The 26,309-nt window shown below is 71.4% G+C and carries 18 protein-coding genes; 9 read left to right on the top strand and 9 right to left on the bottom strand.

The window, feature by feature from the left end; genetic code table 11:
- The first annotated feature begins 122 nt into the window (after positions 1-122).
- A complete protein-coding gene (locus tag STROP_RS04725) occupies positions 123-5,027 on the top strand; it encodes an SCO7613 C-terminal domain-containing membrane protein (RefSeq protein ID WP_011904843.1) in 4,905 nt (1,634 codons plus the stop codon).
- A 118-nt stretch (positions 5,028-5,145) separates the two neighbouring features.
- Here STROP_RS04725 and purE read toward each other — a convergent pair whose 3' ends face one another.
- Genes purE through STROP_RS04710 form a run of 3 tightly spaced genes read right to left on the bottom strand, consistent with a single transcriptional unit; the run spans position 5,146 to position 8,973 of the window.
- Entirely contained in the window at positions 5,146-5,637 is a 492-nt protein-coding gene (gene purE / locus STROP_RS04720; protein ID WP_011904842.1) for a 5-(carboxyamino)imidazole ribonucleotide mutase, read from the bottom strand.
- Positions 5,634-6,815 carry a 5-(carboxyamino)imidazole ribonucleotide synthase gene (locus STROP_RS04715; protein WP_011904841.1) on the bottom strand — a complete coding sequence of 394 codons (1,182 nt, stop codon included), beginning with the start codon at positions 6,813-6,815 and terminating at the stop codon, positions 5,634-5,636. The genes purE and STROP_RS04715 overlap by 4 nt, the downstream gene beginning before the upstream one ends.
- Before the next feature lie 58 nt (positions 6,816-6,873).
- Entirely contained in the window at positions 6,874-8,973 is a 2,100-nt protein-coding gene (locus tag STROP_RS04710) for a thioredoxin domain-containing protein (RefSeq protein WP_011904840.1), read from the bottom strand.
- A 748-nt stretch (positions 8,974-9,721) separates the two neighbouring features.
- On the opposite strand from STROP_RS04710, the gene STROP_RS04705 reads away from it, so the two are divergent.
- Positions 9,722-10,432: a B3/B4 domain-containing protein gene (locus STROP_RS04705; protein ID WP_011904839.1), complete on the top strand. Its 711-nt coding sequence runs from the start codon at positions 9,722-9,724 to the stop codon at positions 10,430-10,432.
- A 96-nt stretch (positions 10,433-10,528) separates the two neighbouring features.
- Here STROP_RS04705 and STROP_RS04700 read toward each other — a convergent pair whose 3' ends face one another.
- The 3 genes from STROP_RS04700 to mca form a co-directional block, all read right to left on the bottom strand.
- Complete coding sequence (locus tag STROP_RS04700) at positions 10,529-13,054, bottom strand: putative bifunctional diguanylate cyclase/phosphodiesterase (RefSeq protein WP_011904838.1); 2,526 nt, start codon at positions 13,052-13,054, stop codon at positions 10,529-10,531.
- A gap of 185 nt (positions 13,055-13,239) precedes the next feature.
- A complete protein-coding gene (locus STROP_RS04695) occupies positions 13,240-13,530 on the bottom strand; it encodes a hypothetical protein (RefSeq protein ID WP_011904837.1) in 291 nt (96 codons plus the stop codon).
- Between the two features lie 84 nt (positions 13,531-13,614).
- Positions 13,615-14,457 carry a mycothiol conjugate amidase Mca gene (mca, locus tag STROP_RS04690; protein ID WP_026274780.1) on the bottom strand — a complete coding sequence of 281 codons (843 nt, stop codon included), beginning with the start codon at positions 14,455-14,457 and terminating at the stop codon, positions 13,615-13,617.
- Positions 14,458-14,761: 304 nt separating this feature from the next.
- On the opposite strand from mca, the gene STROP_RS04685 reads away from it, so the two are divergent.
- Positions 14,762-15,196 carry a DUF4307 domain-containing protein gene (locus tag STROP_RS04685; RefSeq protein WP_011904835.1) on the top strand — a complete coding sequence of 145 codons (435 nt, stop codon included), beginning with the start codon at positions 14,762-14,764 and terminating at the stop codon, positions 15,194-15,196.
- Between the two features lie 137 nt (positions 15,197-15,333).
- Positions 15,334-15,831, top strand: coding sequence for a transcription elongation factor GreA (gene greA / locus STROP_RS04680; RefSeq protein WP_011904834.1), 498 nt, complete (start codon positions 15,334-15,336; stop codon positions 15,829-15,831).
- A gap of 79 nt (positions 15,832-15,910) precedes the next feature.
- Here greA and ilvA read toward each other — a convergent pair whose 3' ends face one another.
- The 3 genes from ilvA to STROP_RS04665 all read right to left on the bottom strand — a co-directional run bounded on the left by ilvA (position 15,911) and on the right by STROP_RS04665 (position 19,789).
- Entirely contained in the window at positions 15,911-17,131 is a 1,221-nt protein-coding gene (gene ilvA, locus STROP_RS04675; protein WP_043535202.1) for a threonine ammonia-lyase, read from the bottom strand.
- 87 nt (positions 17,132-17,218) lie between these two features.
- Positions 17,219-18,628, bottom strand: coding sequence for an amidase (locus STROP_RS04670; protein WP_011904832.1), 1,410 nt, complete (start codon positions 18,626-18,628; stop codon positions 17,219-17,221).
- A gap of 18 nt (positions 18,629-18,646) precedes the next feature.
- Positions 18,647-19,789: a cystathionine gamma-synthase gene (locus STROP_RS04665; protein ID WP_011904831.1), complete on the bottom strand. Its 1,143-nt coding sequence runs from the start codon at positions 19,787-19,789 to the stop codon at positions 18,647-18,649.
- 164 nt (positions 19,790-19,953) lie between these two features.
- On the opposite strand from STROP_RS04665, the gene STROP_RS04660 reads away from it, so the two are divergent.
- The 5 genes from STROP_RS04660 (at position 19,954) to STROP_RS04640 (ending at position 26,177) form a co-directional block, all read left to right on the top strand.
- Positions 19,954-20,364: an HIT family protein gene (locus STROP_RS04660; protein ID WP_026274781.1), complete on the top strand. Its 411-nt coding sequence runs from the start codon at positions 19,954-19,956 to the stop codon at positions 20,362-20,364.
- 74 nt (positions 20,365-20,438) lie between these two features.
- Entirely contained in the window at positions 20,439-21,101 is a 663-nt protein-coding gene (gene msrA / locus STROP_RS04655) for a peptide-methionine (S)-S-oxide reductase MsrA (protein WP_011904829.1), read from the top strand.
- Positions 21,102-21,349: 248 nt separating this feature from the next.
- On the top strand, positions 21,350-23,134 hold the full coding sequence (locus STROP_RS04650) for an N-acetylglutaminylglutamine amidotransferase (RefSeq protein WP_011904828.1): 1,785 nt from the start codon (positions 21,350-21,352) through the stop codon (positions 23,132-23,134).
- Positions 23,135-23,136: 2 nt separating this feature from the next.
- Complete coding sequence (gene ngg / locus STROP_RS04645) at positions 23,137-24,987, top strand: N-acetylglutaminylglutamine synthetase (protein ID WP_011904827.1); 1,851 nt, start codon at positions 23,137-23,139, stop codon at positions 24,985-24,987.
- Positions 24,984-26,177 (top strand): osmoprotectant NAGGN system M42 family peptidase, encoded by a 1,194-nt coding sequence (locus tag STROP_RS04640; RefSeq protein ID WP_011904826.1) that lies wholly within the window; start codon positions 24,984-24,986, stop codon positions 26,175-26,177. The genes ngg and STROP_RS04640 overlap by 4 nt, the downstream gene beginning before the upstream one ends.
- Positions 26,178-26,309: the final 132 nt, after the last annotated feature.

Raw genomic sequence — 26,309 nt, 5'->3', positions numbered from 1 at the left:
GTCGCCGACCGCGCTCCGCGGAGTAGGGCGCCACGCCCCTGGACCCGCCGACAACTGTCGAAATCCAGGCCGGTATTGGGCATGCTGCGACAGTAGGGTCCACAGTGCGGCTGGAGGGTGTCGTGGCGAGCTTTCAGTGCTCCTCGTGCGGCCGGGAGTTGAAGCCGGCCGTCCGCTGCCCACACTGCGGCGCACAGCAACCGCAGCGGCTCGAACACCTGGCGGAGATCGAACGGTCGATCGCGGAGATGAAGGCGCGGGACGCCGAGATCGCCGGTGAACAACGCAAGATCGCCGCCAAGATGCAGGCTGCGCTCTTCCAACGAGACATCCTTGCGCATGCTGGTGAGGAGAATCTCAAACAGGCCACCCGCCCGCGACGAGTGCTGCGTCGCCGGCCAGATCGACGGCCACCGACCGCTCCCCCCGGCGCACCGCCGCGGGTGCCCCGGCAGGGCAGCTCGTCCGGGCCGGAGGAGCCGCCACCCCCGACCGCCGTCTGGCTCGACGCCGACAACCCCGAGCACCCGCCGGAGGCCTCCAGTCGCGAGGTGCAGAACATCCCCCTCGGGCTCGGCGCGCTGCTGCTCGGCGTCGCCGCGGTGGTCTTCGCCGCGGTCGCCACCAGCTCCCTGGATGCCCTCGCCCGGCTGGGCGTGCTCTGCCTCGCGACGGTTTTGATGCTGCTCGCCCCGCCGGTGCTGGCCCGACGCGGGCTCACCGCCACCGCCGAGACCATCTCCGCCGTCGGTCTGCTCCTGGTGCCGCTGGCCGGGTACGCGCTCTGGTCCGTGGACAGCGTTGGCGGCGCGTCCAGCGCGGTGTTCGCCGGAGCCGTCTTCGCGGTCACCGCCGGGGTTGCCCTGGGGTACGGCGGCTGGACCGGACTCCGCGCGCCACGGTTCGCCACGGTGCTGGCCCTCCAGCCGATCCTGCCGCTGCTCGCCTCCGACCGCATCAGCGCTCCGGCAGGCTGGGCCGCGGTGCTGGCCCTCGTGGCCGTCCTGAACTTCTGGCTGGCCGGCTCCGCCGTCACGACGGCCCGCCCGGTCCGTTGGGACCTGCCCGAAGCCCCCCCGACCCCACCGAGCACGGACGAGGGCCAGACCGGTTCGACGCGGCCTCCGGGCACCCCCGTCGCCCCGCGCCAGCGTCCGGGCGAGGGCCGACCCGACAGCGGTGCGCAGACGGACGAGGTCCTCGATGGGCCGGGCTCCACCGCCCGCCCGGTCCCCGGGCTCCGTGAGTTGATCTTCGTCCTCTACGGCGCCGCCGCGCTGGCCGCCCTCGGCTACGCCAGCACCGCGCTGCTCGAGGTGACCACCGTGGCGCCGACGGTCGGGGCGGGAGCCGCGCTCCTCCTCGCCGCCACCGTGGCCTGCGCGGGGATGCTGGCGACCCGCCGCGCACCCCTCCCCGACATCGGCACCGGCATCCTCACCCTCGCCGTGATCAGCGCGGCGAGCCGGCTCGCCTCGGTGGCGGCACCCAACCAGGCACTACTTCTGATCACCGCCGTCATCGCGCTCACCGGGCTGGCCGTACGCGCGGTGCCGGCTGCTCTCCGGCGCGGGCCGCAGTTCGCCTCCGCCATCGCGTTGACCATCAGCGGCGTCGTCGTCGCCACCGACGCCCTGCGAGCCGGGGTGGCCCCGATCCGAGCCGCTCTCCCGGCATGGGCCGCCGACCTGGACCGCTACCCCGCCGAGCTCGCCGCGGTGGGCGGCCCCGCCGCCAGCCAGCTCGCCGTCAGCGCGCTGCTGCTGACCGTGGCCTCCGTGGTCGCCCTGCCGCCGGGGATCCGCCGGGAGTTCGCGGTGGTGGGCGCCGCACTGACCGCGCTCGCCGTGCCCGCCTCGTTCGGGCTCGGCTGGGCTGCCGCGCCGTGGCCGATGGTGGTGACGGCGGTCGGGGTCGGGGTGGCCGGATTGTCGGCGCGGACCGAACGCGCGGCGCGGGCGCACGCCGTGACCGCCGCCGGGGTGGGCCTGTTCGGTGCCGGAGCCGGGCTGACCCGACCGTCGTTAACCGCCGCCGTCCTGCTCGTCCTCTTCGTGGCGGGTGTGCTGGTGGCGGCGGCACCTCGACTCCGGGTCGCCTCCGCCGGAGCGGACCTCCTCTCCGGTTGGGCCGCGGGCGGGGCGGCGCTCGCCCTGCCCGGCGCGGTGGCGGCGGTCGTCGCCGCCGGCCCGGCCGCGACCTCCACGGCGCTGCGGGAGGCGACCGTCGCGGTGCTGGCGGCGAGCTTCCTCTCGGTCTGCGCCACGCTCGGCTACGCCGCCCTCGTGCAGGTTTCGCACCGGCATCTCCCGATGCCGCTCGCGGCGGGTGCGGTACTGGGCGCCCTGGCCGTCGCCGCGGCCTCGTTCGGGGCGCCCGCCACCACCACCGCCGACGCCTGGGTTGGCGCGCTGCTGCTCGTCGCCGCGGTGCTCCTGTTCTTCGCGCCCTCCTTCGACGCCCGTCGCCGCTCCGACCTCCTCCTGGACGGCTCCGACCTGGCAGGCGCCGCGGTGACCGCCGCGCTGGTCGCCACCCTGGTTCGGATCGCCGCTGTCCTCGCGCCGGGCGCCCAGCTGGCGGTCGCGGCCGGGCTGCTGCTGGTCGTGGCCGTGGCCGTCCGCGCACTTCCGCAGCAGTGGCGGCGAGGCCCAACCCTCGGCCTAGCCCTGGGTGGCGGGCTGGTCGGGCTGTTGGTCGGCGGGATGGCGCTCCGCGGGGGCGTCGGCGTCCTGCTGACCTCCGGCCCGATCTGGGCCGGCGACCTGAGCACCTGGCCGGCCGCCCCGACCGGCGGCTCGACCTGGCAGGCGCCGGTCGCGCTGGCGCTGCTGGCGACAGCCGCCGCGGTCCTGTTGCCGCCGCCCTGGCAGCACGACGTCTCCGGTGCGGCCGCGGTCCTGGCCGCCATCGGCACACCGGCGGCGTTCGCGCTGCCCTGGTGGTCCCCGGTGCTGTTGGGTTCGGTGCTGGCCACCGGGTACGGTCTGGCGTCCGTGGCGTCGGTCGATGCCCGAGCCGCGTTCTCCCGGGCCGTCGTGGCCGGTGTGCTGGCGCTGCACGTCGCCGGCGCCGGGCTGGTCCGGCCGTGGACGACCGCGCTGGCCCTCGGCGGCATCGCGCTGATCGGTGTCGCCGTGGCGACCTTCGCTCGTACCTTGTCCCCGCCGCTGGGCACCGGTGTGGACGCCGAGGGACCGCCACCCCACCTGGCGCAGATCGGCGGTGCCGCGACCGGGGCCACGCTGTTCGCGCTGCCCGGTGCGGTGGCCGCCCTGGCCGCCGAGTTCGGGCACTCACCGCAGGTGGTGCTGATTGCCGCCCTGGCCGCCTCCAGCCTCAGTCTGGCTGCCGTGAGGGCCACCCGTCGCCGGGTTCCGCAATACCTGCCCTGGGCCAGCGCCGCGCTGGTCGGCGGCGCCACGGTGAGTGCCATCGCCGCCATCCCCGCCGGCCTGCAGGTCGGGGTGTACGCCGCCGCGGCTGCCCTGATCGGGGTCCTCGCCGAGCTGACCCGCGGCGCCACCGAACCCCCGGCCGGGCTCGCGGCACCGACTCGCCGGTGGCGAGTACCACTCGGGGACGCCCTGGACCGCCCCGCCGGGCCGGGCACCCGCCGGTGGCGAGTCAACCCGGCCGCCGGGGCGCTCGCCGCGGCGACGTTGCCCACGGTGCTGGCCCTGGTCTCGCTTGCACCGGCGCTGCACGTGGCGCTGGTCGAGCCATACCGAACCCTCGGCCACACCTGGCAGGGCCCGCCGCTGGAGCTACTCCTGCCCTCATCCGCGGCGACGGATCCGACGCACGTACTGACCGCCCTGCTGCTCACCACCGCGGCCGCGCTGGCTGCTGTCGGTTTCAGTGCAGGTCGGCGCAGCCGGGCGGTGCCGGTGATGCTGCCGGGCACGGCCGTTACCCTGCTGATCACGCCCGTGGCGCTGGATCTCGCCTGGCCGGCGAGCACGCTCGCCGGGCTCACCGTATTCACCCTCGCCATGCTGGGGCTCGCGCTCACGCCGCCGCCCGCCCTGGTGGAGCGGGCCCGCTCGCTCCGGCTGGCCCGAGTGCTCGTCTTCAGCATCGGCCTCGCCGCCGGCAGCGCGGGGCTGGCCGGCAGCCTGGCCACAGAAAGCCTGACCCTGGTCACGCTCGGCGGCGCGGTGGTCGTGGGCACGGTGGCGGCGATCTTCGGTGCCACCGGGCACGCCCGCATCCTCGGCTGGCTGTTCGCAGCCCTGATGGCACAGCTCTTCGTGCTCACCGCCGGTCTGGTCGCCGGACTGAGCGCACGCTGGTCGGCATTCGGCGTCCTGGCCGTCGGGGCGGCCCTCCAGGTCTTCGCGGCCACCCTGCCACGCCTGCGTCGCCCGGAGGCGGGGCGGGAGGCGGCCACGGTGGAGTGGAGCGGCTTCGCCGCCGCACTGATCGCCCTGGCGCTGGCCTACGACTCGCCCCGGCACATCGCGGCCCTACTCGCCGCCGGGGGTGCCATCCTCGGAGTGGCGGCGGCCCGCCCCGGGCGCCGCGACATCGAGCGGCGGATCCTGTTCTGGGCGGTGGTGGTCTGCGAGATCACCGCGTGGTGGATTCTCATGTGGGTCGCGGACGTGGCCCTGCCCGAGGCCTACACCCTGCCATTCGCCGCTCTGGCCCTGCTCGTCGGCGTGCTGGAGCTACGCCAGCGCTCCGAGATCAGCAGTTGGGTGGCGTACGGGCCGGCGCTGGTGACCGCCTTCCTGCCGACCCTGGCGATTGTGCTGGCCACCGAGAGCAGCACGCTACGCCAGGTGCTGCTGTTACTCGGGGCGGTGGCGGTACTGGTCTTCGGCTCGCTGCGGCAACAGCAGGCTCCGGTGATCGTGGGGGCCACGGCCACCGCGTTCACGGCGATCCACGCGCTGTTCAGTCTCGGACCGTGGCTGCTGCTGATCCCGGTCGGTCTCCTCCTGCTGGTCCTCGGAGCCAGCAACGAACGTCGCCGTCGGGCCCAGGAACGCCTCCAGACCGCCCTACGCGGCATGCGCTAGCCGACTGCCCGCCGGGGTCCGGCCCGGCCCACGGCAGAGCCGCCGGGACAGCGGAGGCCACCGGACGTGCAGTGGTCACCGGGGACAGCGGAACCGTTGGATGGGCGGGCGGCGGCGCTCAGCTCAGCGAGGCGCGTAGGGCCGCGTTCTTCTTCGCAACCACCTGCTCAAGATCGGATTGGTAGGCCGCCATCCGATCGCGCAACGACTGGTCCTCGACGCCGAGGATCCGGACCGCGAGCAGACCGGCGTTGCGGGCGTTGCCGATCGAGACGGCGGCCACCGGCACGCCGGCCGGCATCTGCACGATGGAGAGCAGTGAATCCATCCCGTCCAGATACTTCAGGGGCACCGGCACCCCGATCACCGGCAGTGGGGTGACCGAGGCGACCATGCCCGGCAGGTGGGCCGCACCCCCCGCCCCGGCGATGATCACTTTCAGACCTTGATCAGCGGCGACGCGACCATAATCGATCATGCGGTCCGGCGTCCGGTGCGCCGAGATCACCTCGACCTCGTACGCGACCCCGAACTCGTCCAGCGCCTCGGCGGCGGCCCGCATCGTCGGCCAGTCCGAATCGCTACCCATGATCAGCCCGACCGCGCTCATCCGTGCCCCTCCCGCAGCCAACGGGCCGCCCGCGCGGCCCGGGTACGTACCTCGTCCAGGTTGTCGCCGAGTACGGTGACGTGGCCGATCTTGCGACCGGGCCGCACCTGCTTGCCATACAGGTGCACCTTCGCAGCCGGCTCAGCGGCGAAGAGGTGGTGCAGGCGCTCGTCGATGGAGATGCCGCCCGGCTCACCGCCCAGCACGTTGGCCATCACCACCACTGGCGCAGTCAACGATGTGTCCCCCATCGGATAGTCGAGCACCGCCCGCAGATGCTGCTCGAACTGGGAGGTCCGGGCCCCCTCGATTGTCCAGTGCCCGGAGTTGTGCGGCCGCATCGCCAACTCGTTGACCACGAGGCGGCTGCCTGTCACCTCGGCCGGGTCGGCCACCTCGAACAGCTCGACGGCGAGCAGACCCACCACGCCGAGCTCGGTGGCGAGGTCGATGGCGAGCTGCTGCGCACCGACCGCCAGTTCCTCCGGCAACTCCGGCGCGGGGGCCAGGACCTCGACGCAGATCCCGTCCCGCTGCACGGTCTCGACCACCGGGTACGCGGCGATCTGCCCGAACGGGGAACGGGCCACCTGCACGGCCAGCTCCCGGCGCAGCGCCACCCGTTCCTCCGCGATCAGGCGCATCCCGGCGGCCAGCAACGTGGCCGATTGTTCGGCCGCCCGAGCGGCGTCCTCAACCAGCCACACGCCCCGGCCGTCATAGCCACCCCGGGCCGCCTTGAGCACCACCGGCCAGCCCACAGCGTCGCCAAAGGCTTCCACGTCGGCCGGGGTCTCGACCGGGCACCAGGCCGGATTCGGCAGACCCAACGTCGCGAGACGTTCCCGCATAACCCGTTTGTCCTGGGCGTGCACCAGCGCCTCGGCCGCCGGAAACAGCGTGACGCCCTCGTCGGTGAGGGCCGCGATGTGCTCGGTGGGAACGTGCTCGTGATCGAAGGTGACCACGTCGCAGCCTTTGGCGAAGGTACGCAGCACCGCAAGATCGGCGTGTTCGCCGTACTGCACGTCGGCGGCCACCAGGGCGGCACCATCATCGGGAGCGAGCGCGAGCACCCGTAACGACTGGCCGAGGGCGATCGCGGCCTGATGGGTCATCCGGGCCAGTTGGCCGCCGCCCACCATTCCGACAGCGGGCAGACCGGTGTGGGAGTCCATAACCCGGTCAGCGTATCCGGCCAGTGGAGCCAGACCGCCACCCGGGCCCGCCGCCCGCCTACCGACCCGTCAGCTGCGCCACCAGGGCGTCAACTCCGGTTACCGGCCGGTCGCAGACAAAGCCCCGACAGACGTACGCGGTGGCCTGCCCGTCGACCATCTGCCGACCGGCGAGCAGCGGCACCCCGGGCTGGTCCGGCCGCCCGGCCACCACCACGGCGCCGGGCGGGGCGTGCCGGTGCGCCGCGTGCACCAACGGCTCACCGACCGGATCGGCGGTCACCACCGCGATCTCGTACGGACCGACGAGCAGCGCCTCGCCGGCGGTGGCCGCGTACCCGGTGAAGCGGGCGTGTGCAGCGACGATCGGCGCCACGGTGGCCAGCGCCGCCTCCGCCGCCTCCCGGTAGCGGGTCTCGCCGGTCAACGCCGCGTATGCGACCAGCGCGGCGACGATCGCCGACCGGCCGGACGGGGTGGCGTTGTCGGTGGGATCCGCCGGCCGGCTGACCAGACGCTCCGCATCGTCAGCGGTGTCGTAGAAGCTGCCCTGTGGTGCGGCGAACCGCTCCAGCGCCACGTCGAGGAGCTGCCCCGCCAAGATCAGCCACCGCCCCTCGCCGGTCAGCTGGTGCATCGCACAGAACGCCTCGGCCACGCAGCCGTAGTCCTCCAGGACTCCGGCGGCCTCGCCGACCCGGCCGTCCCGCGACGTGCGCCGCAGCCGCCCGGCCACGAGGTGCACCCTTGCCAGGTGCTCGGCCGCGTCCCGCATGGCACCGTCGGCGACGATCGTCACGCCCTCCATCAGGTTGGCGTCCGGCCCGGGAGCATCCTCCGCGTAGCCGGCTGCGACCTGCTGGAACTCGGCGATCGCGGTGATCGCGAGCCCGTTCCAGGCAGCTACCACCTTGTCGTCACGGGCCGGCTGCGGGCGGGCGTCGCGGACCACCAGCAACCGGTGCGCGATCTCCTGCCAGCGGGCCTGCACCTCCGGCGTCGCATCATCGACGTCCCGGGCCAGCCGAAGCACGCTGGCCGACTGCGCAGCGGCTTCCGCCCCACTCCGGGCTTCGCCGGGCGGCGAGGCGGCGTGCGGGGTGAACGAGCCCTGCTCGGTGACCGCAAACAGATCGGCGGCCCACCGGCCGTCCTCCTCGCCCAAAGCCTCGACGAGCTGGGCGGGGGTCCAGACGTAGGTCAGACCCTCAACCCCGTCGGCGTCGGCGTCCAACGCGGAGGCAAACCCCTCGCCCGGCCGGTGCAGCTCGTCGGCGAGGAAACGGGCCGTGTCCCGTGCCACGCGGCGGGCCATCGGGTCACCGGTGAGCCGCCACAGGTGGGTGTACACGCGCAGCAACAGGGCGTTGTCATAGAGCATCTTCTCGAAGTGCGGCACCGCCCACTGCCCGTCCACACAGTAGCGGGCGAAGCCCCCGGCGAGTTGGTCGTGGAGGCCGCCCCGGGCCATCGCCTCCGCGGTGTGCCGGACGATCTCCAGGCTCCGCTGGTCGCCGGTGCGCTGGTACCGCCGCAACAGGAAGAGCAGATTCAGGTGCGGCGGGAACTTCGGTGCCCCACCGAAGCCGCCATTCGCCTCGTCGTACTCCTCGCCAAGCCGGTCGGCAGCAGCGTCGAGCAGGTCAACGGTGAGCGGGGCGGATGGACCCCCGACCGCCTGGGCACCGCCAATCGCCTCGACGACCGCGGCACCCTGCTGGAGCACGGCGCTGCGCTGGTCCTGCCAGGCGGTGGTGACCGACTGGAGCAGCCGGAGGAAGTTGGGCTTCGGGAAGTAGGTGCCACAGAAGAACGGGGTTCCGTCCGGGGCGGCGAAGACGGTCATGGGCCAGCCACCCTGCCCGGTCATGGCCTGGGTCGCCGTCATGTAGACGGCGTCGACGTCCGGACGCTCCTCGCGGTCCACTTTGATCGCCACGAAGCCCTCGTTCAGCAGCGCGGCCACCTGCTCGTCGGCGAAGGACTCGTGCGCCATGACGTGACACCAGTGGCAGGCGGCGTAGCCGACCGAGATCATGATCGGGACGTCCCGCCGGTGGGCCTCGGCGAACGCCTCCGCACACCACGGCCACCAGTCGACCGGGTTGTCCTTGTGCTGAATCAGGTACGGGCTGGTGGCGCCGGCGAGTCGGTTCACGGGTCGACCCTATCGGCGCGGGTGCTCGGGAGGCGCCGTCGGCCCGCGGGGAACAACCCGGGGCGTACCTCGTCGACCAGGCCGCCAAGGACCGCCCCGATCTTGTCGCGGCAGTCATCACGGCGACCGTTTGTCAACTCGCCAACTGGTCGCCTTAGAGCCCCTCGCGCGTTCGCGGCAACAACGGCCGCGACCACCCCGCACCGCTCCCCTTTCGTGAGCGATACTACAGATCGATATCAATCACTTCCTGTCCCTCTTGCCGGGATTCGTGATCATCCTTTGGGACGTTTCCCAGATGCGGCCGGCGTGCCGGGCAATACAGAAACCTGATCGCCGTCGGGATCTGCGAGCACACCTCCTGAACTCCCAGTGCACGGATGCCTATCATGATGCCTGAGCCGGGGCGTGCACGGCGTCGCCGCGATCGCCGCCCTCTACCCTGTCACCATTCTCCTTGCCCTCGCCTGCCCCAAGGGGCCTCACATGTTCTCCAGCTCTGGGACGCGAGTCTCAGCAGACCGAAGTGAAGACCCGGAACCGCAGAAGACCGCCTCTCAGACTGCGGGCAGACGCTCGAGCATGACGCCAACGTCCCCCACGGCCTTCGGCGCCTCCGCCTCCACCTCGGCCTCTGCGTCCCAGCGCGAGCCGCTTTCGCGCCTTCGACACGCCCGATACACGTCAGTAGGGCATCACCCAGCGCGTTGTCCCTGGACATGTTCTCCCTGTTAGGAAACGGACTCTCATGACTGTCTTCCGCATCGCCCCCGCCGTCGCCGACGCCTTCCCAGGCACTCTCATCGCCCTGGTAACCGCTACCGGCCTACGCGGCCACGAGCCCTGGCCCGACACCGCCTACGCCGTGGACGATCTGGAACAGAAGCTTGCCGACGGCTCCTGGAGCCCCGCCGATGAGAGCGACCCCCGCATCGAGTCGTGGCATACCGCGTACCGCTCCTTCGGTATCAACCCCCGTCGCGTCCGCCCCAGCGTCGACGCGCTCGGCCGCCGTATGGCCAAGAAGGGCACGCTGCCCCGCATCAACCCAGCCGTAGATTCCTACAACAGCGTCTCTATCCGTCACGGACTGCCCGCCGGGGCCTTCGACCTGGACCACATCATGGGCGACGTCGACATCCGGCACGCGAATGGCACCGAGGAGTTCACCCCGCTCGGCGAACCGGACACCGTAGAGAACCCCAAGCTGGGCGAAGTCGTGTACGCCGACTCTGCCGGCGTCCTGACTCGCTGCTGGAACCACCGGGACGCCCATCGGACCCGCGTCACCGAGGACTCCACCCACGTCGCCTTCATCCTTGAAACCCTCCAAGAACCCAGTCGCGGGCATCTACTCCAAACGGCAGCCAAGGAACTACGAGATCTGCTCACCTCTCATGCGGAACAGACCGCCGTGCACTACCTCAGCCCGGCCACGCCCCAGGTCAGCTCTGCCTGAACCCACACAGCCGAAACACACGAGTAATGAGTCCGGCGTCAAAGTGCAGTGACACCAGTGGCAGGCGGAGTAGCTGACCGAGATCAGCACCGGCGTTCAGGAGGCGCCGTCGGCACGGATCGGGATGATCCGGGGGCGCGCCTCGTCGACCAGACCGCCAAGGACCGCCCCGATCTTGTCGGCCGGCATGGGTTTGAAGAAGTGGTAGCCCTGGGCTGCCGTGCAGCCGAGTTCGGCCAACGCACTGCGCTGCTCGGCAGTCTCCACCCCCTCGGCGACCACCCGTAGCCCCAGCTGCTGACCAAGCCCCACGGTGCTGCGCACGATCGCCGCCGCCTCCGGCGAGTCAGCCATCCGGATCACGAAGGAGCGGTCCACCTTCAACTCGTCCACGGTGACCCGGGTGAGGAAGGTCAACGACGAGAACCCGGTGCCGAAGTCGTCAACGGCCAACTGCACGCCCATCGTGCGCAGCGCGCCGAGCACCTCGTCGATCACCTCGAGCTCGCTCATCACCACCGTCTCGGTGATCTCCAGGACAAGGCGGCGCGCCGGCACCCGGTGGCGACGCAGCGCGTCCGCGATCTCGGTTGGCAGCCGCGGGTTGAGCAGGCTGCGGGCGGAGAGGTTCACCGAGATCGGCAGGTCCAGCCCGTCCCGGGCCCACTGCGCCGCCACGCCGAGCGCCTTGTCCAGCACGTACCGGGTGAAGGTGCCCAACTGCTCGCTGTTCTCCACCGGACGGATGAACTCGTGCGGGTTCAACCAACCACGTCGGGGATGCCGCCACCGGATCAGCGCCTCCACCCCGGTCGGTGCCCCGGTGGCCAGGTCCACCGCCGGTTGTAGGACCAGTACCAACTGGTCGTCGGCGGCCAACGCCTCGCGCAGCTCGGCCAGGAGAGCGAGCCGGTCGGTGCTGGCGGCGTCGCGCGCGGAGTCGTACGCGGCGACGCTGCCACTACCCTCCTTCGCCTGGTACATCGCGATGTCCGCCCGCCGCAGCAGCTCCGCCATGTCGGCGGAGCCGGCGCCGGCGACCACCACCCCGACGGCGGCCTCCACGGACATCCGGACACCCGCCACCTCGGTGGGGGCGGCGAGCCGTTCGGTGATCTCCCGGGCCTGGCGCAGCGTGTACGCCATCGGGGCGGCGCCGTCTCCGAGTACTGGCACCGATGTCAACAGGAGGGCGAACTCGTCGCCGCCGAGCCGGCCCAGCAGGTCCCCGCCGCGGGCCAACCCGCCCAGCCGGTCGGCGGTCAGGCGGAGCAGCTGGTCACCGGCCGCATGCCCAAGCGTGTCGTTGACCTCCTTGAACCGGTTGATGTCCAGTAGCAGCAAGGCCACCGGCCGGTCCCGCGCCAGCCGCCGCAGCACCTGGTCGCCCTTGCTGAGCATGGCCGTCCGATTGGCCAGGCCGGTCAGCGCGTCACTCACCGCCTCCTGCAAGGAGCAGGCGGCGACCTTCCGCAGCTCCCGATGGCTCGCCGCGTCGTGCAGGGCGGCGGCGAGGGCGTCACCGTACGCCGCGAAGACGTCGCGGTCGCGGTCGGTGGGCGGTGCCGCCCGGGGGAACCGGACACGCAGGTGGCCGACCTCGGCGGTCCCGACGGTGAGTGGCCGAACCAGATCGCGTTCGTCCCCGTCGGTCACGTCGGGGCCGCCGCTCTCCCAGGTGAAGAGCTGACCGGCGGCGTCGCCCCGGTACCGATGCCGTCGGCCGTCGCCGCCGGCGACCTCCACGGTGACCAACTCGGCCTGGAACAGGGTGAGTGCGCCGCTCACCGCCGCCGTCGCCATTCCCCGCTCGTCGTGGTGATTGAGCGCGGCGGTCGCCTCGGCGAAGGCACGCCAGGCACGTCGCTCCCGATCGGCGCGGAGCCGGTGGCGGTAGGTCTGTTGGAGGAGCCAGAGCGGCAGCGGGAGGATCAACAACCAACGTGGGTCCACCTCGATGAGGGCAACCACGACCAGGCCCACCACAACGTTCCCGACGAACGTCATCAGTTTGCCGCCCAGCGCCTCCCCCAGCAGGGCACCGATGGGGACACGGTGGTACAGGTTGAGGGTGACCGCACCGAGCCCGGCACTGACGAGTAGGTAGGTGACCGCACCCGCGACCATCGCGAGCGCGAGCGGTGGGGTCGGCGCCGCCAGCAGCGGCCGACCCAGCAGGGTGGTGACGAACCCAGCCAACGCCGTCGCCACGGTCAGCGACGACGCGATCCGGGCGACTTCCAACGGTGGTCGGTGGGTGCCGAGCAGCGACATCCCCGACCAGGCCAGGCCGACGCCGAGGAGGGTGGCCGCCGGAATCCAGGGGGCGGGCACCTGGTGGAGGCAGATGATGAGCGCGGCCTCACCCCAGGTGAGGCTGACCGCTCCGGCCGCAGCCCGAAACTGGAGCCGGGCGAGCTGCGCGAAGGCGAAGACGGCGACCGCGAGCCCGAAGCGCGCGGGGCCACCGAGCGGGTCGTCGCTGGGCAGACCGCTCGGCAGGATGAGCGCCACCCCGGCTGCGACCAGGGCCGTCGCCAGCACCGCCGCCGTGAGCACGAGGGCCCACTTCGGCTGATCGGAGGGACCGGCCCGCGACGGGCCGTTCGGAGCGGAGGTCACCGCCCCGCTCCGACCCCGAACTCTGCGACATGACGACGGGCAGCCTCAGCTGTGCTGGTCATCGGCGCCCCCTCCTGCCCAGGCCGACGAAACTTCCGTCCCCGGCGGGAAGGCTAGGCCAATACCGGTAACCGCAACAGGGGGCTAAGGTGCCGATAGTCGTGAATCATGCGGCCAGGACCGGTTCAGGGCTGCTGGGGCCCGTTGACGGGTTTCAGCGATGAATCCGGCACCTGGGTGCCGCCGGCCACCTCACCAGCTGTCGCGTCGGCTCGACCGGCGCCGGACGGAGCGGAGCCGGAGGCGGGCGGAAACTGGGCGGGCAGTCGGCGCAGTCGGGCGTTCATGTTGCGGATCAGCAGCACGGTGGCGATCGCCAGCACGAGGATCAGGAACAGGCCCATCGGGCCGGCTAGCCCGCCCGTGCGGGTGTTCCCGAAGTTGTTTTGGGCGAGCACCTCAGCGGCGGTCAGCATGGCGTCCTCCGTTACGCGAGTGGTCACCAGCCTAGCCCGCCGCCGGAACAGGGCCGATGGACCCCCTCTTCGGGGTGTGGGGGGCTAGGCGACACCGGCGAAGAGGTCCGACTCGGGCAGCGGGCTGTCAACCAGGGACCGAACAAGTTGGAAGTCCTCCGTGGGCCAGGCGCGCTGTTGTAGCTCCATCGGCACCTGGAACCAGAATCCGTCTGGGTCGATCTGGGTCGCGTGGGCACGCAACGCGTCGTCGCGAACCGGGAAGTACTCGGCGCAGCCGACCCGGGTGGTGATTCGGGGTCCCTTGTCCGGCCGCCCCTCCCAGCGCTTGAGCCACTCCCCGTACGGTGATTCGTTTCCGGTGGCGAGCAGCGCCTCGTGCAGCGCCAGGATCTTGCCCTTGGAGAAGCCGATGTCGTAATAGAGCTTGAGCGGCTGCCAGGCCTCGCCGAGATCGGGGTAGCGCTCGGGGACGCCAGCGGCGTCGAACGCCGCCATGCTGATCTTGTGCGTCATGATGTGGTCGGGGTGGGGGTAGCCCCCGTCCTCGTCATAGGTGGTGACCACGTGCGGACGGAACTCACGCATCAGCCGCACCAGCGGGCCGGCGGCCTCGGCCACGTCCTGGAGGGCGAAGCAGCCCTCGGGCAGCGGCGGCAGCGGGTCTCCCTCTGGCAGACCCGAGTCCATGAAGCCAAGCCAGGCCTGCTCGATACCGAGAATCGCCCGCGCGGCGTCCATCTCGGCACGGCGGATGTCAGCGATGTTGGCCCAGACGTCGGGCCGGTCCATCTTCGGATTGAGCACGCTCCCCCGCTCGCCGCCGGTGCACGTCACTACCAGGACGTCTACCCCCTCGGCCACGTACTTCGCGGTGGTCGCGGCGCCCTTGCTCGACTCGTCGTCCGGGTGTGCGTGGACGGCCATGAGTCGCAGTCGCTCTGCCAACGTCGGCGCTCCTCATCTCTGCCCCGGCGGACCACCTTGGCCGCCCGACTACCGGCCGGAACAGTCCCCCCGCGTCGTCCCCGCCCACCGCGCACACCCGCACCCCTGGGTCCTCCACCGGCGCTGACCTGCGATGCTTGCGGCGCGTTGCTGGACGTTCCCGGGAGGCCCTGACGTGCCCACGATGCGTGACGTGCCCGGACGGCTGGGAGAATGAACCTGCCATTCTTGCCAAACCATTCTTGCTGATGCCCCCGACAACGACGCCAGGAGATGCCCGCCGGTGAGCGAGACGCACGCCACACAATTTTCCGGCGCGCCGGTTTTCCCACCCGGCCGGTACGGCCGTCGGCGGGAAAACCGGCGCCGTCGTCCGGTACTGACCGCGCTGGTGGGGCTCGCCCTGGTTGCGGCCCTCGGCACGATCGTGGTCCGGCTCTACCAGCAGTACGGCAGCCCGGAGTACGACCCAACCGTGATCGCCTACACCGACATCACCGACTCACAGGTGTTGATCGACTTCCGGGTCACCGTGCCCCCGGGTGGATCCGCGGTCTGCGTCGTGCGGGCCCGGGACCGGGCCGGCGCCGAGGTGGCCCGGGAGCAGGTCACGGTGACCGCCCAGCCCGACGAGCGACAGGTGCGGACGCAGCACCTCCTGGTGACCGAGGGACGCCCGTTCATCGGGGAGGTACTTCGCTGTCGCCGCCCGGCGTGACCCTGATCTGACCTGCCCGGACGGCCGTGGCGGGGCGGCGCGGAAGGGGCCGGGCGTTGATCGTCGGGCCGACGGCGTCGGCGGGCACTGGTAACTTGGAATTTCACCTGCCGCCGGCACGACTGAGGAGATCGCCTGTGTCCACTGGCAACGAGGCGCCCGCCACTTGGCTGTCCCAGGAGGCGCACGACCGCCTCCAGGCGGAGCTCGACGGGTTGATCGCCAATCGGCCGGTCATCGCCGCCGAGATCAACGCCCGGCGCGAGGAGGGTGACCTGCGGGAGAACGGCGGCTACCACGCCGCTCGCGAGGAGCAGGGCAAGGCCGAAGGACGGATCGTCTACCTGAAGGAGCTGCTACGCACCGCCCAGGTGGGCGAGGCGCCGACCGCCGACACGGTCGCACCGGGCATGGTAGTGACGATCTACTTCGATGACGACAAGGATGACACCGAGCGCTTCCTGCTCGGTTCCCGCGAAATCTCGTCAACCACGGACCTGACGGTCTACAGCCCCGAGTCCGCCATCGGGCAGGCGATCCTGGGCTGCCGCCCGGGCCAGACCTGCACCTACACCGCACCCAGCGGCGCAGATATCAAGGTCACCGTGGTCGCTTTCGAGCCCTTCGGCGGCTGAACCCACCCGTCCTGACGTGCCGGTGGTCTGCAGACCACCGGCACGTCGGCGTTTCGGGCTCCCACGAAGCCGGGCGGTCTCACGCCTCACCAGCGAAGACCACCTGGTAGCCGCTGGCCCGCAGCACGCTGATCAGCGTGTCCGAGTGTTCGGTGCCGCGGGTCTCCACCGACAGCGCCACCTCGACCTCACCGAGCCGCAGGTGCGGGTTGGCGCGCTGGTGCTCGACGTCCACGACGTTCGCCCGCTGCTCGGCGATCTCGCTGAGCAACAAGGCGAGCTGGCCGGGTCGATCCGAGCAGCGGACGGTGACCCGCAGATAGCGCCCGGCAGCCGCGAGTCCATGCTCAATCACCCGCAGCATCAGCAGCGGATCGATGTTGCCCCCGGAGAGCACCGTCACCATCGGTGCCTCGACGTCGACCGCGCCGGCCAGCAGCGCCGCCGCCCCCACCGCCCCGGCCGGCTCGACCACCTGCTTGCCCCGCTCCAACAACATCAGCAGCGCGCGGGAGATGTCCTCCTCGCTCACGGTCACAACCTCGTCGACCAGTGCGCGGACGTGCCGGAAGGTCAGCTCCCCGGGACAGCCGACGGCGATTCCGTCCGCGATCGTGCCGAACGACGGCAGTCGCACCGGCTCACCCGCGGCCAACGAGGGCGGGAAGGCGGCGGCGCTGGCCGCCTGCACACCGATGACACGCACGTCTGGGCGCAGCGCCTTCACCGCGACCGCGATGCCGGAGACCAGTCCGCCGCCCCCCACCCCGGCGACAATCGTGCGGACCTCTGGGCACTGCTCGAGGATCTCCAGCGCCACCGTGCCCTGCCCCGCGACCACGTCGCCGTGGTCGAACGGGTGGATCAGAGTCGCCCCCGTGCGCTCGGCGTAGGTCTGCGCGGCCACCAGCGACTCGTCGACCGTGTTGCCGGCGAGTTCGACCTGCGCGCCGTACCCCTTGGTGGCCTCCACCTTCGGCAACGGCGCGTTCACCGGCATGAACACGGTGGCGTGCGTGCCGACCAGGCCGGCGGCGAGCGCCACGCCCTGGGCGTGATTGCCGGCGCTGGCCGCGACCACACCGTCAGCGCGCTCCGCCGCGGACAGCCGGGAGATCCGCACAAAAGCCCCCCGCACCTTGTACGAGCCGGCCCGCTGTAGGTGCTCGCACTTGAGCCACACCGGCCCGCCGAGCGCCGCGCTGAGGGGACGGGACGGTTCCAACGGGGTGGTACGAACGACACCGGCGAGCAGCTCCCGCGCGGCCCGTACGTCGTCCAGGCCGACCAATTTCGTCATGCCCCGATCGTGCCACCCGCCCCCGACCAGCCTCGGGCCTGGCCACCGCCCTCGGTCCCCGCCGTCGTGGTGGGGTGCCGGGACGGGCTATCCGGCGGCCGGCGAGCGCATCCCGCCCCGTGGATAGCCATCGGCGTGCCGGGCCCACGGGGCCTGCATCTCGAACTGGCCGGCCACCGCGAGCAGCAGGAGCTCGGACCCGGGCGGACCGACCAGTTGGACCGCCACCGGCAGCCCGTCCGGGCGGCGACCCACCGGCACCACCAGCGCGGGCAGTCCGGCGACGTTCCACGGTGCGGCGTACGGGGCGTAGCGAAGGTTGGCCACCAGATTCGCCCGCCAGGAACGAGCCGACCAGCTGATCGCCGCCGGTGGGAGGCTCGCCAGGGCCGGAGTGAGGAGCAGGTCAATCGAGCGGTCGGTGAACAGTCCGATCGAACGCTCCCGCCAGGCTGCCCGATCGGCCTGACGGACATACCCCCGGCGCTGCACCCACTCCCCGAGCCGGACGTGCTGGCGGCTGCGCTTTTGCAGGCTCCGCCGATCCAGACCGGCGGCCCGGACGTCCGCGGCGGCCGCGGCGAACCAGGTGGCGAGGCCCTGTAGGCCGAGTGCCGTCGAGTAGTCCGGGTCGGCGGGCACGGTGTCGTGCCCGGCGGCGGCGAGCAGTCGACCGGCGGCGGCGACCGCGTCCCGGTTCGACGCGTCCGGCGATACGCCCCGCACCGGGGAGCGCAGCGACACGCCGACCCGGAGCCGGGTCGGCGGGACCAGCTTCTCCTGCCGACGGCCGGCGAGCGTCTGAAAGCCGACCGCCGCGTCGGCAACGGTGGTGGTCAGCACCCCGTGCTCGGTGAGGCCGAACCAGTCGTCCGCGCCGAGCTGGCAGGGCACCACTCCGCTCCCGGGCTTGAGGCCAACCAGACCGCAGCAGGCCGCCGGCACCCGGATCGACCCGAGCCCGTCGTTGGCGTGGGCGATCGGCACCAGCCCCGCGGCCACCGCCGCGGCCGAGCCCCCGGACGAGCCACCGGGGGTACGGCCGAGGTCCCACGGGTTTCGGGTTACCGCGGTCGAATCGTCGGTCACCCCCCACAGGCCCAGCTCCGGCATTCGGGTGACGCCGAGGATCACCGCGCCCGCACCCCGCAGCCGCCGGACCACCTCGTGGTCGGCCTCCGCCACCGGGGTCCGGGCGGCGGCCGAGCCGTTCCAGGTGGGCAGCCCGGCGACGGCGGTGTTCTCCTTGACCGCCACCGGCACCCCGGCCAGCGGAAGGTCAGCCAGGTCCTCCAGCTCGTCAACCTTCTCCGCCTCGGTGGCCGCCGCACCGGCTCGCACCCGTCGGAACGCGGCCAGTTCAGGGTCGACCCGGCCGACGTGGTCGAGGTGGTCGGCGACGACCTGGGTGGCGGAGGTGTCGCCGCGGCGTACGCCGCGGGCGATCTGCTTGGCGGTCGCCCCCACCCAGGTCGGCATGATGTCCTGCACGGCCACCCTCCCCAAGCCCCGCGATCAGCCCAGCGCCTGCTCCAGATCAGCCAGCAGGTCGTCTACCGTCTCAATGCCGACAGACAGTCGCACGAGATCGCCGGGAACTTCAAGCGGCGAGCCGGCCGCACCGGCATGTGTCATCCGACCCGGGTGCTCGATCAGGGACTCCACTCCGCCGAGCGACTCGGCGAGGACGAACAGCTTCGCCCGGTTACAGATCTGTACGGCCTGCTCCTCGCCGCCGACCGCGCGGAAGGAGATCATCCCGCCGAAGCGACGCATCTGCTTGACGGCCACCTCGTACCCGGGGTGGGTGGGTAGGCCCGGGTAGCTGACCGCAGCGACCGACTTGTGCCCGTCGAGGTAGGTGGCGATCCGCTCGGCGTTGTCGCAGTGGCGATCCATTCGTACGCCGAGGGTCTTGATCCCGCGCAGGGTGAGCCAGGCGTCGAACGGCCCGTTGACCGCACCCATGGCATTCTGGTGGTAACCCAGCTCCGCACCGAGGTCGGGATCGGCGACGACCAGCGCACCACCGACCACGTCGGAGTGCCCACCGATGTACTTGGTCGTCGAGTGCACGACGACGTCGGCGCCGAACGTGATCGGCTGCTGCAGGTACGGGGAGGCGAAGGTGTTGTCCACAACGAGCAACGCTCCCGCCTCGTGGGCGATCGCCGCGAGGGCGGCGATGTCGGCGATGCCGAGTAACGGGTTGGTGGGGGTCTCCACCCAGACGATCTTCGTCTGGCCCGGCCGGATCGCGGCCCGCACCGCGTCGGGATCGGAGACCCGGGCCGGGGTGTACGCCAGACCCCAGCGCTCGGCGACTCGGGCGAAGAGCCGGTAGGTGCCGCCGTAGGCGTCGTCCGGGATGACCACGTGGTCGCCGGGCTTACAGACCGCCCGCAGCAGCGTGTCCTCGGCGGCGAGGCCACTGGCGAAGGCGAGACCGACAGCGCCGCCTTCCAGCGCCGCCAGGCACTCCTGGAGGGCGTCCCGGGTCGGGTTGCCAGAACGGCTGTACTCGTAGCCCTGGCGCGGCGCGCCGACGGCGTCCTGCGCGTACGTGCTGGTCTGGTAGATCGGGGGAATCACCGCGCCGGTACGGGCCTCCGGGGCCTGACCGGCGTGGATGGCGAGCGTCTCGAAGCCGTTACTCATGACCGGAACGTTAGTCGGGCCGGCTCCCCCCGGCGCCGGCAACCGTCGGTGGGCCGGGTGGCGGAGCCTGGGAGACCCGGTGGCGGAGCCTGTCACCAGCGGGTGTGCCGGCACCGGCGGCACGGGGTTCGCCTGGGCTACCCTGCCGGGGGATGAGCGGATGTGTGTTCTGCGGGATCGTGGCGGGCAGGGTGCCGGCGTTCCGGGTCGTGGACGAGCCGGACGGGGTGGCCTTCCTGGACACCCGGCCGGTGTTCAAGGGACACCTGCTCGTGGTGCCGCGTTCGCACCTGGTTACGCTGGCCGACCTACCGGTGGAAGCGCTGACGGGCTACTTCGGGTTGGTCCGCCGACTCACCGTCGGGGTCGAGGCCGGGCTGGGTGCCGGCGGCACATTCGTGGCGATAAACACCAAGGTGTCGCAATCGGTTCCCCACCTGCACACCCATGTGGTGCCGCGGACCAAGGGCGACGGGCTGCGCGGATTCTTCTGGCCCCGCACCCGCTACGTGGACGACGCCGAGGCAGCCAGCCACGCCGACCGGATCCGCGCGGCGCTGCCGGGTCGTGCCTGAGCGCGGTTGTCGCGGGTAAGGAAGCCGGACCCGCCGGCGTTGCAGCCGAGGAAGGGTATGAGAGGAGTCCCACCGTGTTCCTGCGCCGTACGAAGGCCCAGCTGATTTCCCCCGAGGAGGCCCTGCCCGGCCGCCCGGTCGCGACGCCGGTCACCGAACCGCACGAGGTGTTGGGTACGCCGCTGACGGGCCCGTTCCCGGAGGGGACAGCGGTCGCCGTCTTCGGGATGGGTTGTTTCTGGGGAGCCGAACGGCTGTTCTGGACACTGCCCGGCGTGCTCACCACATCGGTGGGCTACGCGGGCGGCTACACGCCGAACCCGTCGTACGACGAGGTGTGTTCGGGCCGGACCGGACACGCCGAGGTCGTCCACGTCAGGTACGACCCGACGAAGATCACGTACGAGGACCTGCTGAAGGTCTTCTGGGAGAACCACGACCCGACCCAGGGCATGCGGCAGGGCAACGACGTGGGCACCCAGTACCGGTCGGCGATCTACCCGACCACCGACGAGCAGCTGACCACCGCGCGGGCGTCCCGCGACGCGTTCGCGCCGGTGGTGGCCCGCGCGGGCAAGGGCGAGATCACCACGGAGATCAGCCCTCTCGGCGACTACTACCTCGCCGAGGGGTACCACCAGCAGTACCTCGCCCCGACCAAGAACCCCGGCGGTTACTGCAACCATGGCCCCAATGGGCTGAGCTGTCCGGTTGGTGTCGCCCGTACCACCGACTGAGACGGTGGTGGGTGGGTCGCGCGGCCGGCGACCCGCCCACCGCATCACATTCCATAAATGGGTCGATCATCACATCGGGTGACGGCGACAGATCCTCGCAGAGTGACCACGCGTGACACGAAGTGCCACCCTCACCCCCACGAACCGTCACTCTGCGCAGTGAAGGACCGGAATTCTAGCAACCCTTTTACACGACCGTCATGGTCTCAACAGGCTAATCGCAATATCCTCTGGCAGCATGGGCTGACATGTGCGGACTTGCGGGAGAGTTTCGCCGTGATGGTTCCCGGGCCGACGTGGCTGCGGTGGAGCGCATGGCGGCTACGATGAGTGACCGAGGGCCGGACGACAGCGGGGTATGGGCACAGGGAGCGATCGCCCTGGGGCACCGTCGCCTGAAGATCATCGACCTCTCGGCCGCCAGCGGACAGCCCGTCGCGGATGCCGCCTCCGGTCTCACCGGCGTCTTCAACGGCTGCATCTACAACTACCGGGAACTGCGGACCGAGCTGCAGGCCAAGGGGCACCACTTCTTCTCCTCCGGGGACAGCGAGGTGGTGGTCAAGGCATACGCCGAATGGGGCTCCGACTTCGTTGACCACCTCGTCGGCATGTTTGCCGTGGCGATCACGGAGCGGGACACCGGCCGGCTCGTCCTGGCCCGGGACCGGCTCGGCATCAAGCCGCTCTACCTGGCCGAGTCGCCGGGCGTGGTCCGCTTCGCCAGTACTTTGCCGGCGCTGCTGGCCGGCGGCGGCGTCGACACCGAGATCGACCCGGTCGCCCTCGCGCACTACCTGAGCTTTCACAGCATCGTGCCGCCCCCACGCACCATCCTGCGCGGAGTGGCCAAGCTCCCCCCGGCCACCGTGCGGGTCTACGAGCCGGACGGCCGCAGCCACGAGCGGGTCTACTGGAACCCGTCCTTCACCCGAAGCCCCGAACGCGCCGGCTGGTCGGCGGAGGACTGGCAGGACGCTCTGCTCGGCTCACTGACCACCGCCGTACGGCGACGGATGGTCGCCGACGTACCGGTCGGCGTGCTGCTCTCCGGCGGCCTGGATTCGAGCCTGGTGGTGGCACTGCTCGCCGGAGAGGGCCAGCGCGGCCTCTCCACCTTCTCCATCGGCTTCGACGCGGTCGGGGGTCGGGAGGGCGACGAATTCCGCTACTCGGACCTGGTGGCGAAAACCTTCGACAGTGACCACCACCAGATCCGCGTCCCGTCGCAGGACCTGGTGCCGCCACTGGAGGCGGCTGTCGCCGCGATGAGCGAGCCGATGGTCAGCCATGACTGCGTCGCATTCTACCTGCTCAGCCAGGAGGTGGCCCGACACGTCAAGGTCGTCCAGTCCGGTCAGGGCGCGGACGAGATCCTGGGCGGCTATCACTGGTACCCGCCGCTGGCACAGGTCGCCCGGGAGGAGGCGCTCGAGACGTACGCCCGCGCGTTCTTCGACCGGGACGCCGCCGGGCTGGCCCGGGTACTCGACCCGGCCTGGCTCGCCGCCGGTGACCCGGCACGCGAGTTCGTCGCCGCCCACCTGGCCCAGGCCGGGGCGCAGACCGCGATCGACGCCGGCCTGCGGATCGACACACAGATCATGCTGACCGACGACCCGGTGAAGCGGGTCGACAACATGACCATGGCGCACGGGCTGGAGGCCCGGGTTCCGTTCCTGGACCACGAGTTCGTGGAACTCGCCGCGACCTGCCCGCCGGAGCTGAAGCTGGCCCAGGGCGGCAAGGGCGTGCTCAAGGAGATCGGCCGGCGGGTCCTCCCGCACGAGGTCATCGACCGGCCGAAGGGCTACTTCCCGGTCCCGGGCCTCACCCACCTGGAAGGCAAGCTCCTGGACCGGGTCCGCGACGCGCTCTCGGCGCCGGAGGCTCATCGTCGAGGGCTGTACCGCACCGACTACGTCAACGCGCTGCTCGACGACCCGAACGCCGAACTGACCCCGTTGAACGGAAACAAGCTGTGGCAACTCGGACTCCTGGAAATGTGGCTCCAGAGCCACGGAATCGGTTGACCATGTCGGGGACCCTCGCGACCGGGGTAGCGCTGGCAGATCAGGTACGTGGCCGTAGCCGTCGTTTCGAGCGGGTCGGCCCCGGCGGCGATCCGGTGGCCGCCGCGGCCGCCTCAGCAAGCCCGCCGGCCGTCGCCGCCGCGGCGGACCACGTCGCCGACGCGCCCGACGCGGGCGTGGTGCTCGACTGCGGCTGGGGCCGGTTGGTGTTCGGCCAGACCTACGCCGACCAGGCGGCCGTCGCCGACGTGTTGCGCTCGGAGGCGGCCGGCGCCCGAGATATCTGCATCTACCTGCGCGATCCGCACGTGCTCGTCTCCCGGCTGCCGGACGAGTTGTTCATCGACCCGTCGCTGACCTTCCGGCTGCCGCTGCACGGCGAGGGGCTCGCCGCCCCGGAGATCCCCGGCCTACGGATCCGGCCGCTACAGGACGCGCAGGACGCCGAGGACGTCAATCGGATCTACGCGGCCAACGGCATGGTGACCGCGCCGGTCGAGGTGCTCGTCGCCAACGCCGCCACCGACAGTTTCCTACACCTGGTCGCCGAGAACGCGACCGGCGAGATCATCGGCACCATCACCGGGGTGGACCACGTCGCTGTCTTCGACGACCCGGAGGGCGGCGCCAGCCTCTGGTGCCTGACCGTGGACTTCAATGCCGCGCCGCCCGGCACCGGCCAGGCGCTGATCACTGAGCTGGCAGCCCGGTTGGTCGACCGGGGGCGGGCGTACGTGGACCTGTCGGTGCTCGCCGAGAACGAGGGCGCGATCCGGCTCTATGAGCGACTCGGTTTCTACCGCGTCACCGCGCTCTGTGTGAAGCGGAAGAACCCGATCAACGAACGGCTCTTCCTGCCCGCCATGCCGGAGGGGTACGACGAGCTCAACCCGTACGCGCAGATCGTCGCGGACGAGGCGATGCGCCGGGGCATCCGCGTGGAGGTGACCGACCCGACCTGGGGTGAGCTGCGGCTGACCAGCGGCGGCCGGACGATCCTCACCCGCGAGTCGCTCTCCGAGCTGACCTCGGCGGTGGCGATGAGCCGCTGTGACGACAAGCGGGTCACCCGGCGGATCCTCGCCCAGGCCGGGCTCTCCGTGCCGCGGGGCCGGACGGCCACCGGGGACGGCGCCGACACCGCGTTCCTGGCCGAGGTCGGCGAGTTGGTCGTGAAGCCGGCCCGGGGCGAGCAGGGCAAAGGAATCACCGTCGGAGTACGCACACCCGAAGCCCTGCACACGGCCGTCGATGTGGCCACCCGATACTGCCCGGAGGTGCTGCTCGAGGAGTTGCGCGCCGGTGAGGACCTACGCGTCGTCATGATCGACCACGAGGTGGTGGCGGCCGCGGTGCGTCGGCCGGCGGCGATCATCGGCGACGGGGTGCACGACATCGAGGAGCTGGTCAAGCGGCAGAGCCGCCGTCGCGCCGCCGCGACCGGCGGCGAGTCACGCATCCCCCTGGACGAGATGACCCGCGAGGTGGTCGCCGAGGCCGGGTACTCCCTGGCCGACACCCTGCCACAGGGGGAGCTGCTCGTCGTACGCCGGACCGCCAACCTGCACACCGGTGGCACGATCCACGATGTCACCGCGGAGCTACACCCAGAGATCGCCGAGGCGTGCGTGACCGCGAGCAGGGCACTGGATATCCCGGTGACCGGGCTGGACCTGCTGGTACCCGCCGCGGAGCAGCCGGAGCACGTCTTCATCGAGGCGAACGAGCGGCCCGGCTTGGCCAACCACGAGCCGCAGCCGACCGCCGAGCGCTTCGTCGACCTACTTTTTCCCGGGACCCGGGCACCGCAACGCCTCTGGTCGCCGGCGGGTGCGGCAAGCTCTGGAGTATGACCCCGAACCGGCCCGCACCGCTCCCACTCGACCTCGACTACCTCCGCCACGTGCTGGTGGAGCTGCTGGAGATCCCGAGCCCGTCCGGACGCACCGACCACGTACAGCAGTACGTGGGCGAGCGGCTGGCGGCGCTCGGGATCCCGTCCACGCTGACCCGACGCGGCGCGCTCAGCGCCTACCTGCCGGGTCCCCGGACAACTGGGGCAGACCGGGCGATCGTCGTGCACACCGACGTCATCGGCGGGATGGTGAAGCGGCTCAAGGAGAACGGGCGACTGGAGCTCCAGCCGATCGGGACGCACAGCGCACGTTTCGCCGAGGGCGCCCACGTACGGGTCTTCACCGACCACCTGGATCAGGTGGTCACCGGTCAGGTGCTTCCGCTGAAGGCCAGTGGGCACCGCTACAACGACGCGGTGGACTCCCAGGGCATCGGGTGGGAGCTGGTCGAGGTCCGGGTGGACGAACCGGTGGACGACATCGCCGGCCTGCGCGCGCTGGGGATCGACGTGGGCGACTTCGTGGCGCTCCTCCCCAACCCACAGGTCACCCCCTCCGGATACGTGAAGTCCCGCCATCTGGACGACAAAGCAGGCGTGGCGGCGGTGCTGACCGCCTGTAAGGCACTGGTGGACGCCGGGGTCACCCCGGCGGTCACCGCGCACCTGTTGATCACTGTCACGGAGGAGATCGGCCACGGCGCCTCGCACGGGCTGGATCCGGATGTGGCCGAGATCGTCTCGGTGGACGCTGCCGTGGTAGCGCCCGGACAGCAGTCCCGGGAGGACGCGGCGACCCTGGCGATGGGCGACGGGGTGGGCCCGTTCGACTACCACCTGACCCGCAACCTGGCGGCGATCGCCCGCGAGAACGACGTCGACCTGGTCCGCGATGTCTTTGACAACTACCGTTCAGATGTCGCGGCGGCGGTCGAGGCCGGTGCGCACGCCCGGGTCGCGCTGCTCGGGTTCGGGGTCGATGCCACCCACGGCCATGAGCGCACCCACCTGGACGGGCTGCGCCACCTGACCCAGCTGCTCTGCCTCTATCTCCAGAGCGACCTGGTTTTCCCGGAGTGGGACGCGGAGCCGGCCGGTGAACTTGTCAATTTTCCGTCGCTGGCCGTGCAACCCGCGCAGGAGGACGGACCGCGCGAGGGTCCGATCGGGCTGCACGACCTCACCTGAGGACGGCCAACACCCGACGGCTCCCGCGAATCTGATTCGCATCCCGCCGGCTTGTGATCGAAATCCGTTGCCCCGGGCGCGGCGCTGTGGATAGCGTGACGGTACACGGGAAAGGAGGTGGTCCAGACTTGT

The sequence above is a fragment of the Salinispora tropica CNB-440 genome, assembly GCF_000016425.1.
Classification (GTDB): Bacteria; Actinomycetota; Actinomycetes; order Mycobacteriales; family Micromonosporaceae; genus Micromonospora; species Micromonospora tropica.
The sequence above is the reverse complement of the archived record's forward strand: the minus strand, read 5'-3'. Positions and strand labels throughout refer to the sequence as shown.

Bases quoted from the DNA above. Each gene is read 5' to 3' on its own strand.
- purE (WP_011904842.1), bottom strand. From the start codon at position 5,637: ATGAGCGCGGTCGGGCTGATCATGGGTAGCGATTCGGACTGGCCGACG.
- STROP_RS04715 (WP_011904841.1), bottom strand. From the start codon at position 6,815: ATGGACTCCCACACCGGTCTGCCCGCTGTCGGAATGGTGGGCGGCGGC.
- STROP_RS04705 (WP_011904839.1), top strand. From the start codon at position 9,722: ATGACTGTCTTCCGCATCGCCCCCGCCGTCGCCGACGCCTTCCCAGGC.
- STROP_RS04695 (WP_011904837.1), bottom strand. From the start codon at position 13,530: ATGCTGACCGCCGCTGAGGTGCTCGCCCAAAACAACTTCGGGAACACC.
- mca (WP_026274780.1), bottom strand. From the start codon at position 14,457: ATGGCCGTCCACGCACACCCGGACGACGAGTCGAGCAAGGGCGCCGCG.
- ilvA (WP_043535202.1), bottom strand. From the start codon at position 17,131: ATGACGAAATTGGTCGGCCTGGACGACGTACGGGCCGCGCGGGAGCTG.
- STROP_RS04665 (WP_011904831.1), bottom strand. From the start codon at position 19,789: ATGAGTAACGGCTTCGAGACGCTCGCCATCCACGCCGGTCAGGCCCCG.
- STROP_RS04650 (WP_011904828.1), top strand. From the start codon at position 21,350: ATGTGCGGACTTGCGGGAGAGTTTCGCCGTGATGGTTCCCGGGCCGAC.
- ngg (WP_011904827.1), top strand. From the start codon at position 23,137: ATGTCGGGGACCCTCGCGACCGGGGTAGCGCTGGCAGATCAGGTACGT.
- STROP_RS04640 (WP_011904826.1), top strand. From the start codon at position 24,984: ATGACCCCGAACCGGCCCGCACCGCTCCCACTCGACCTCGACTACCTC.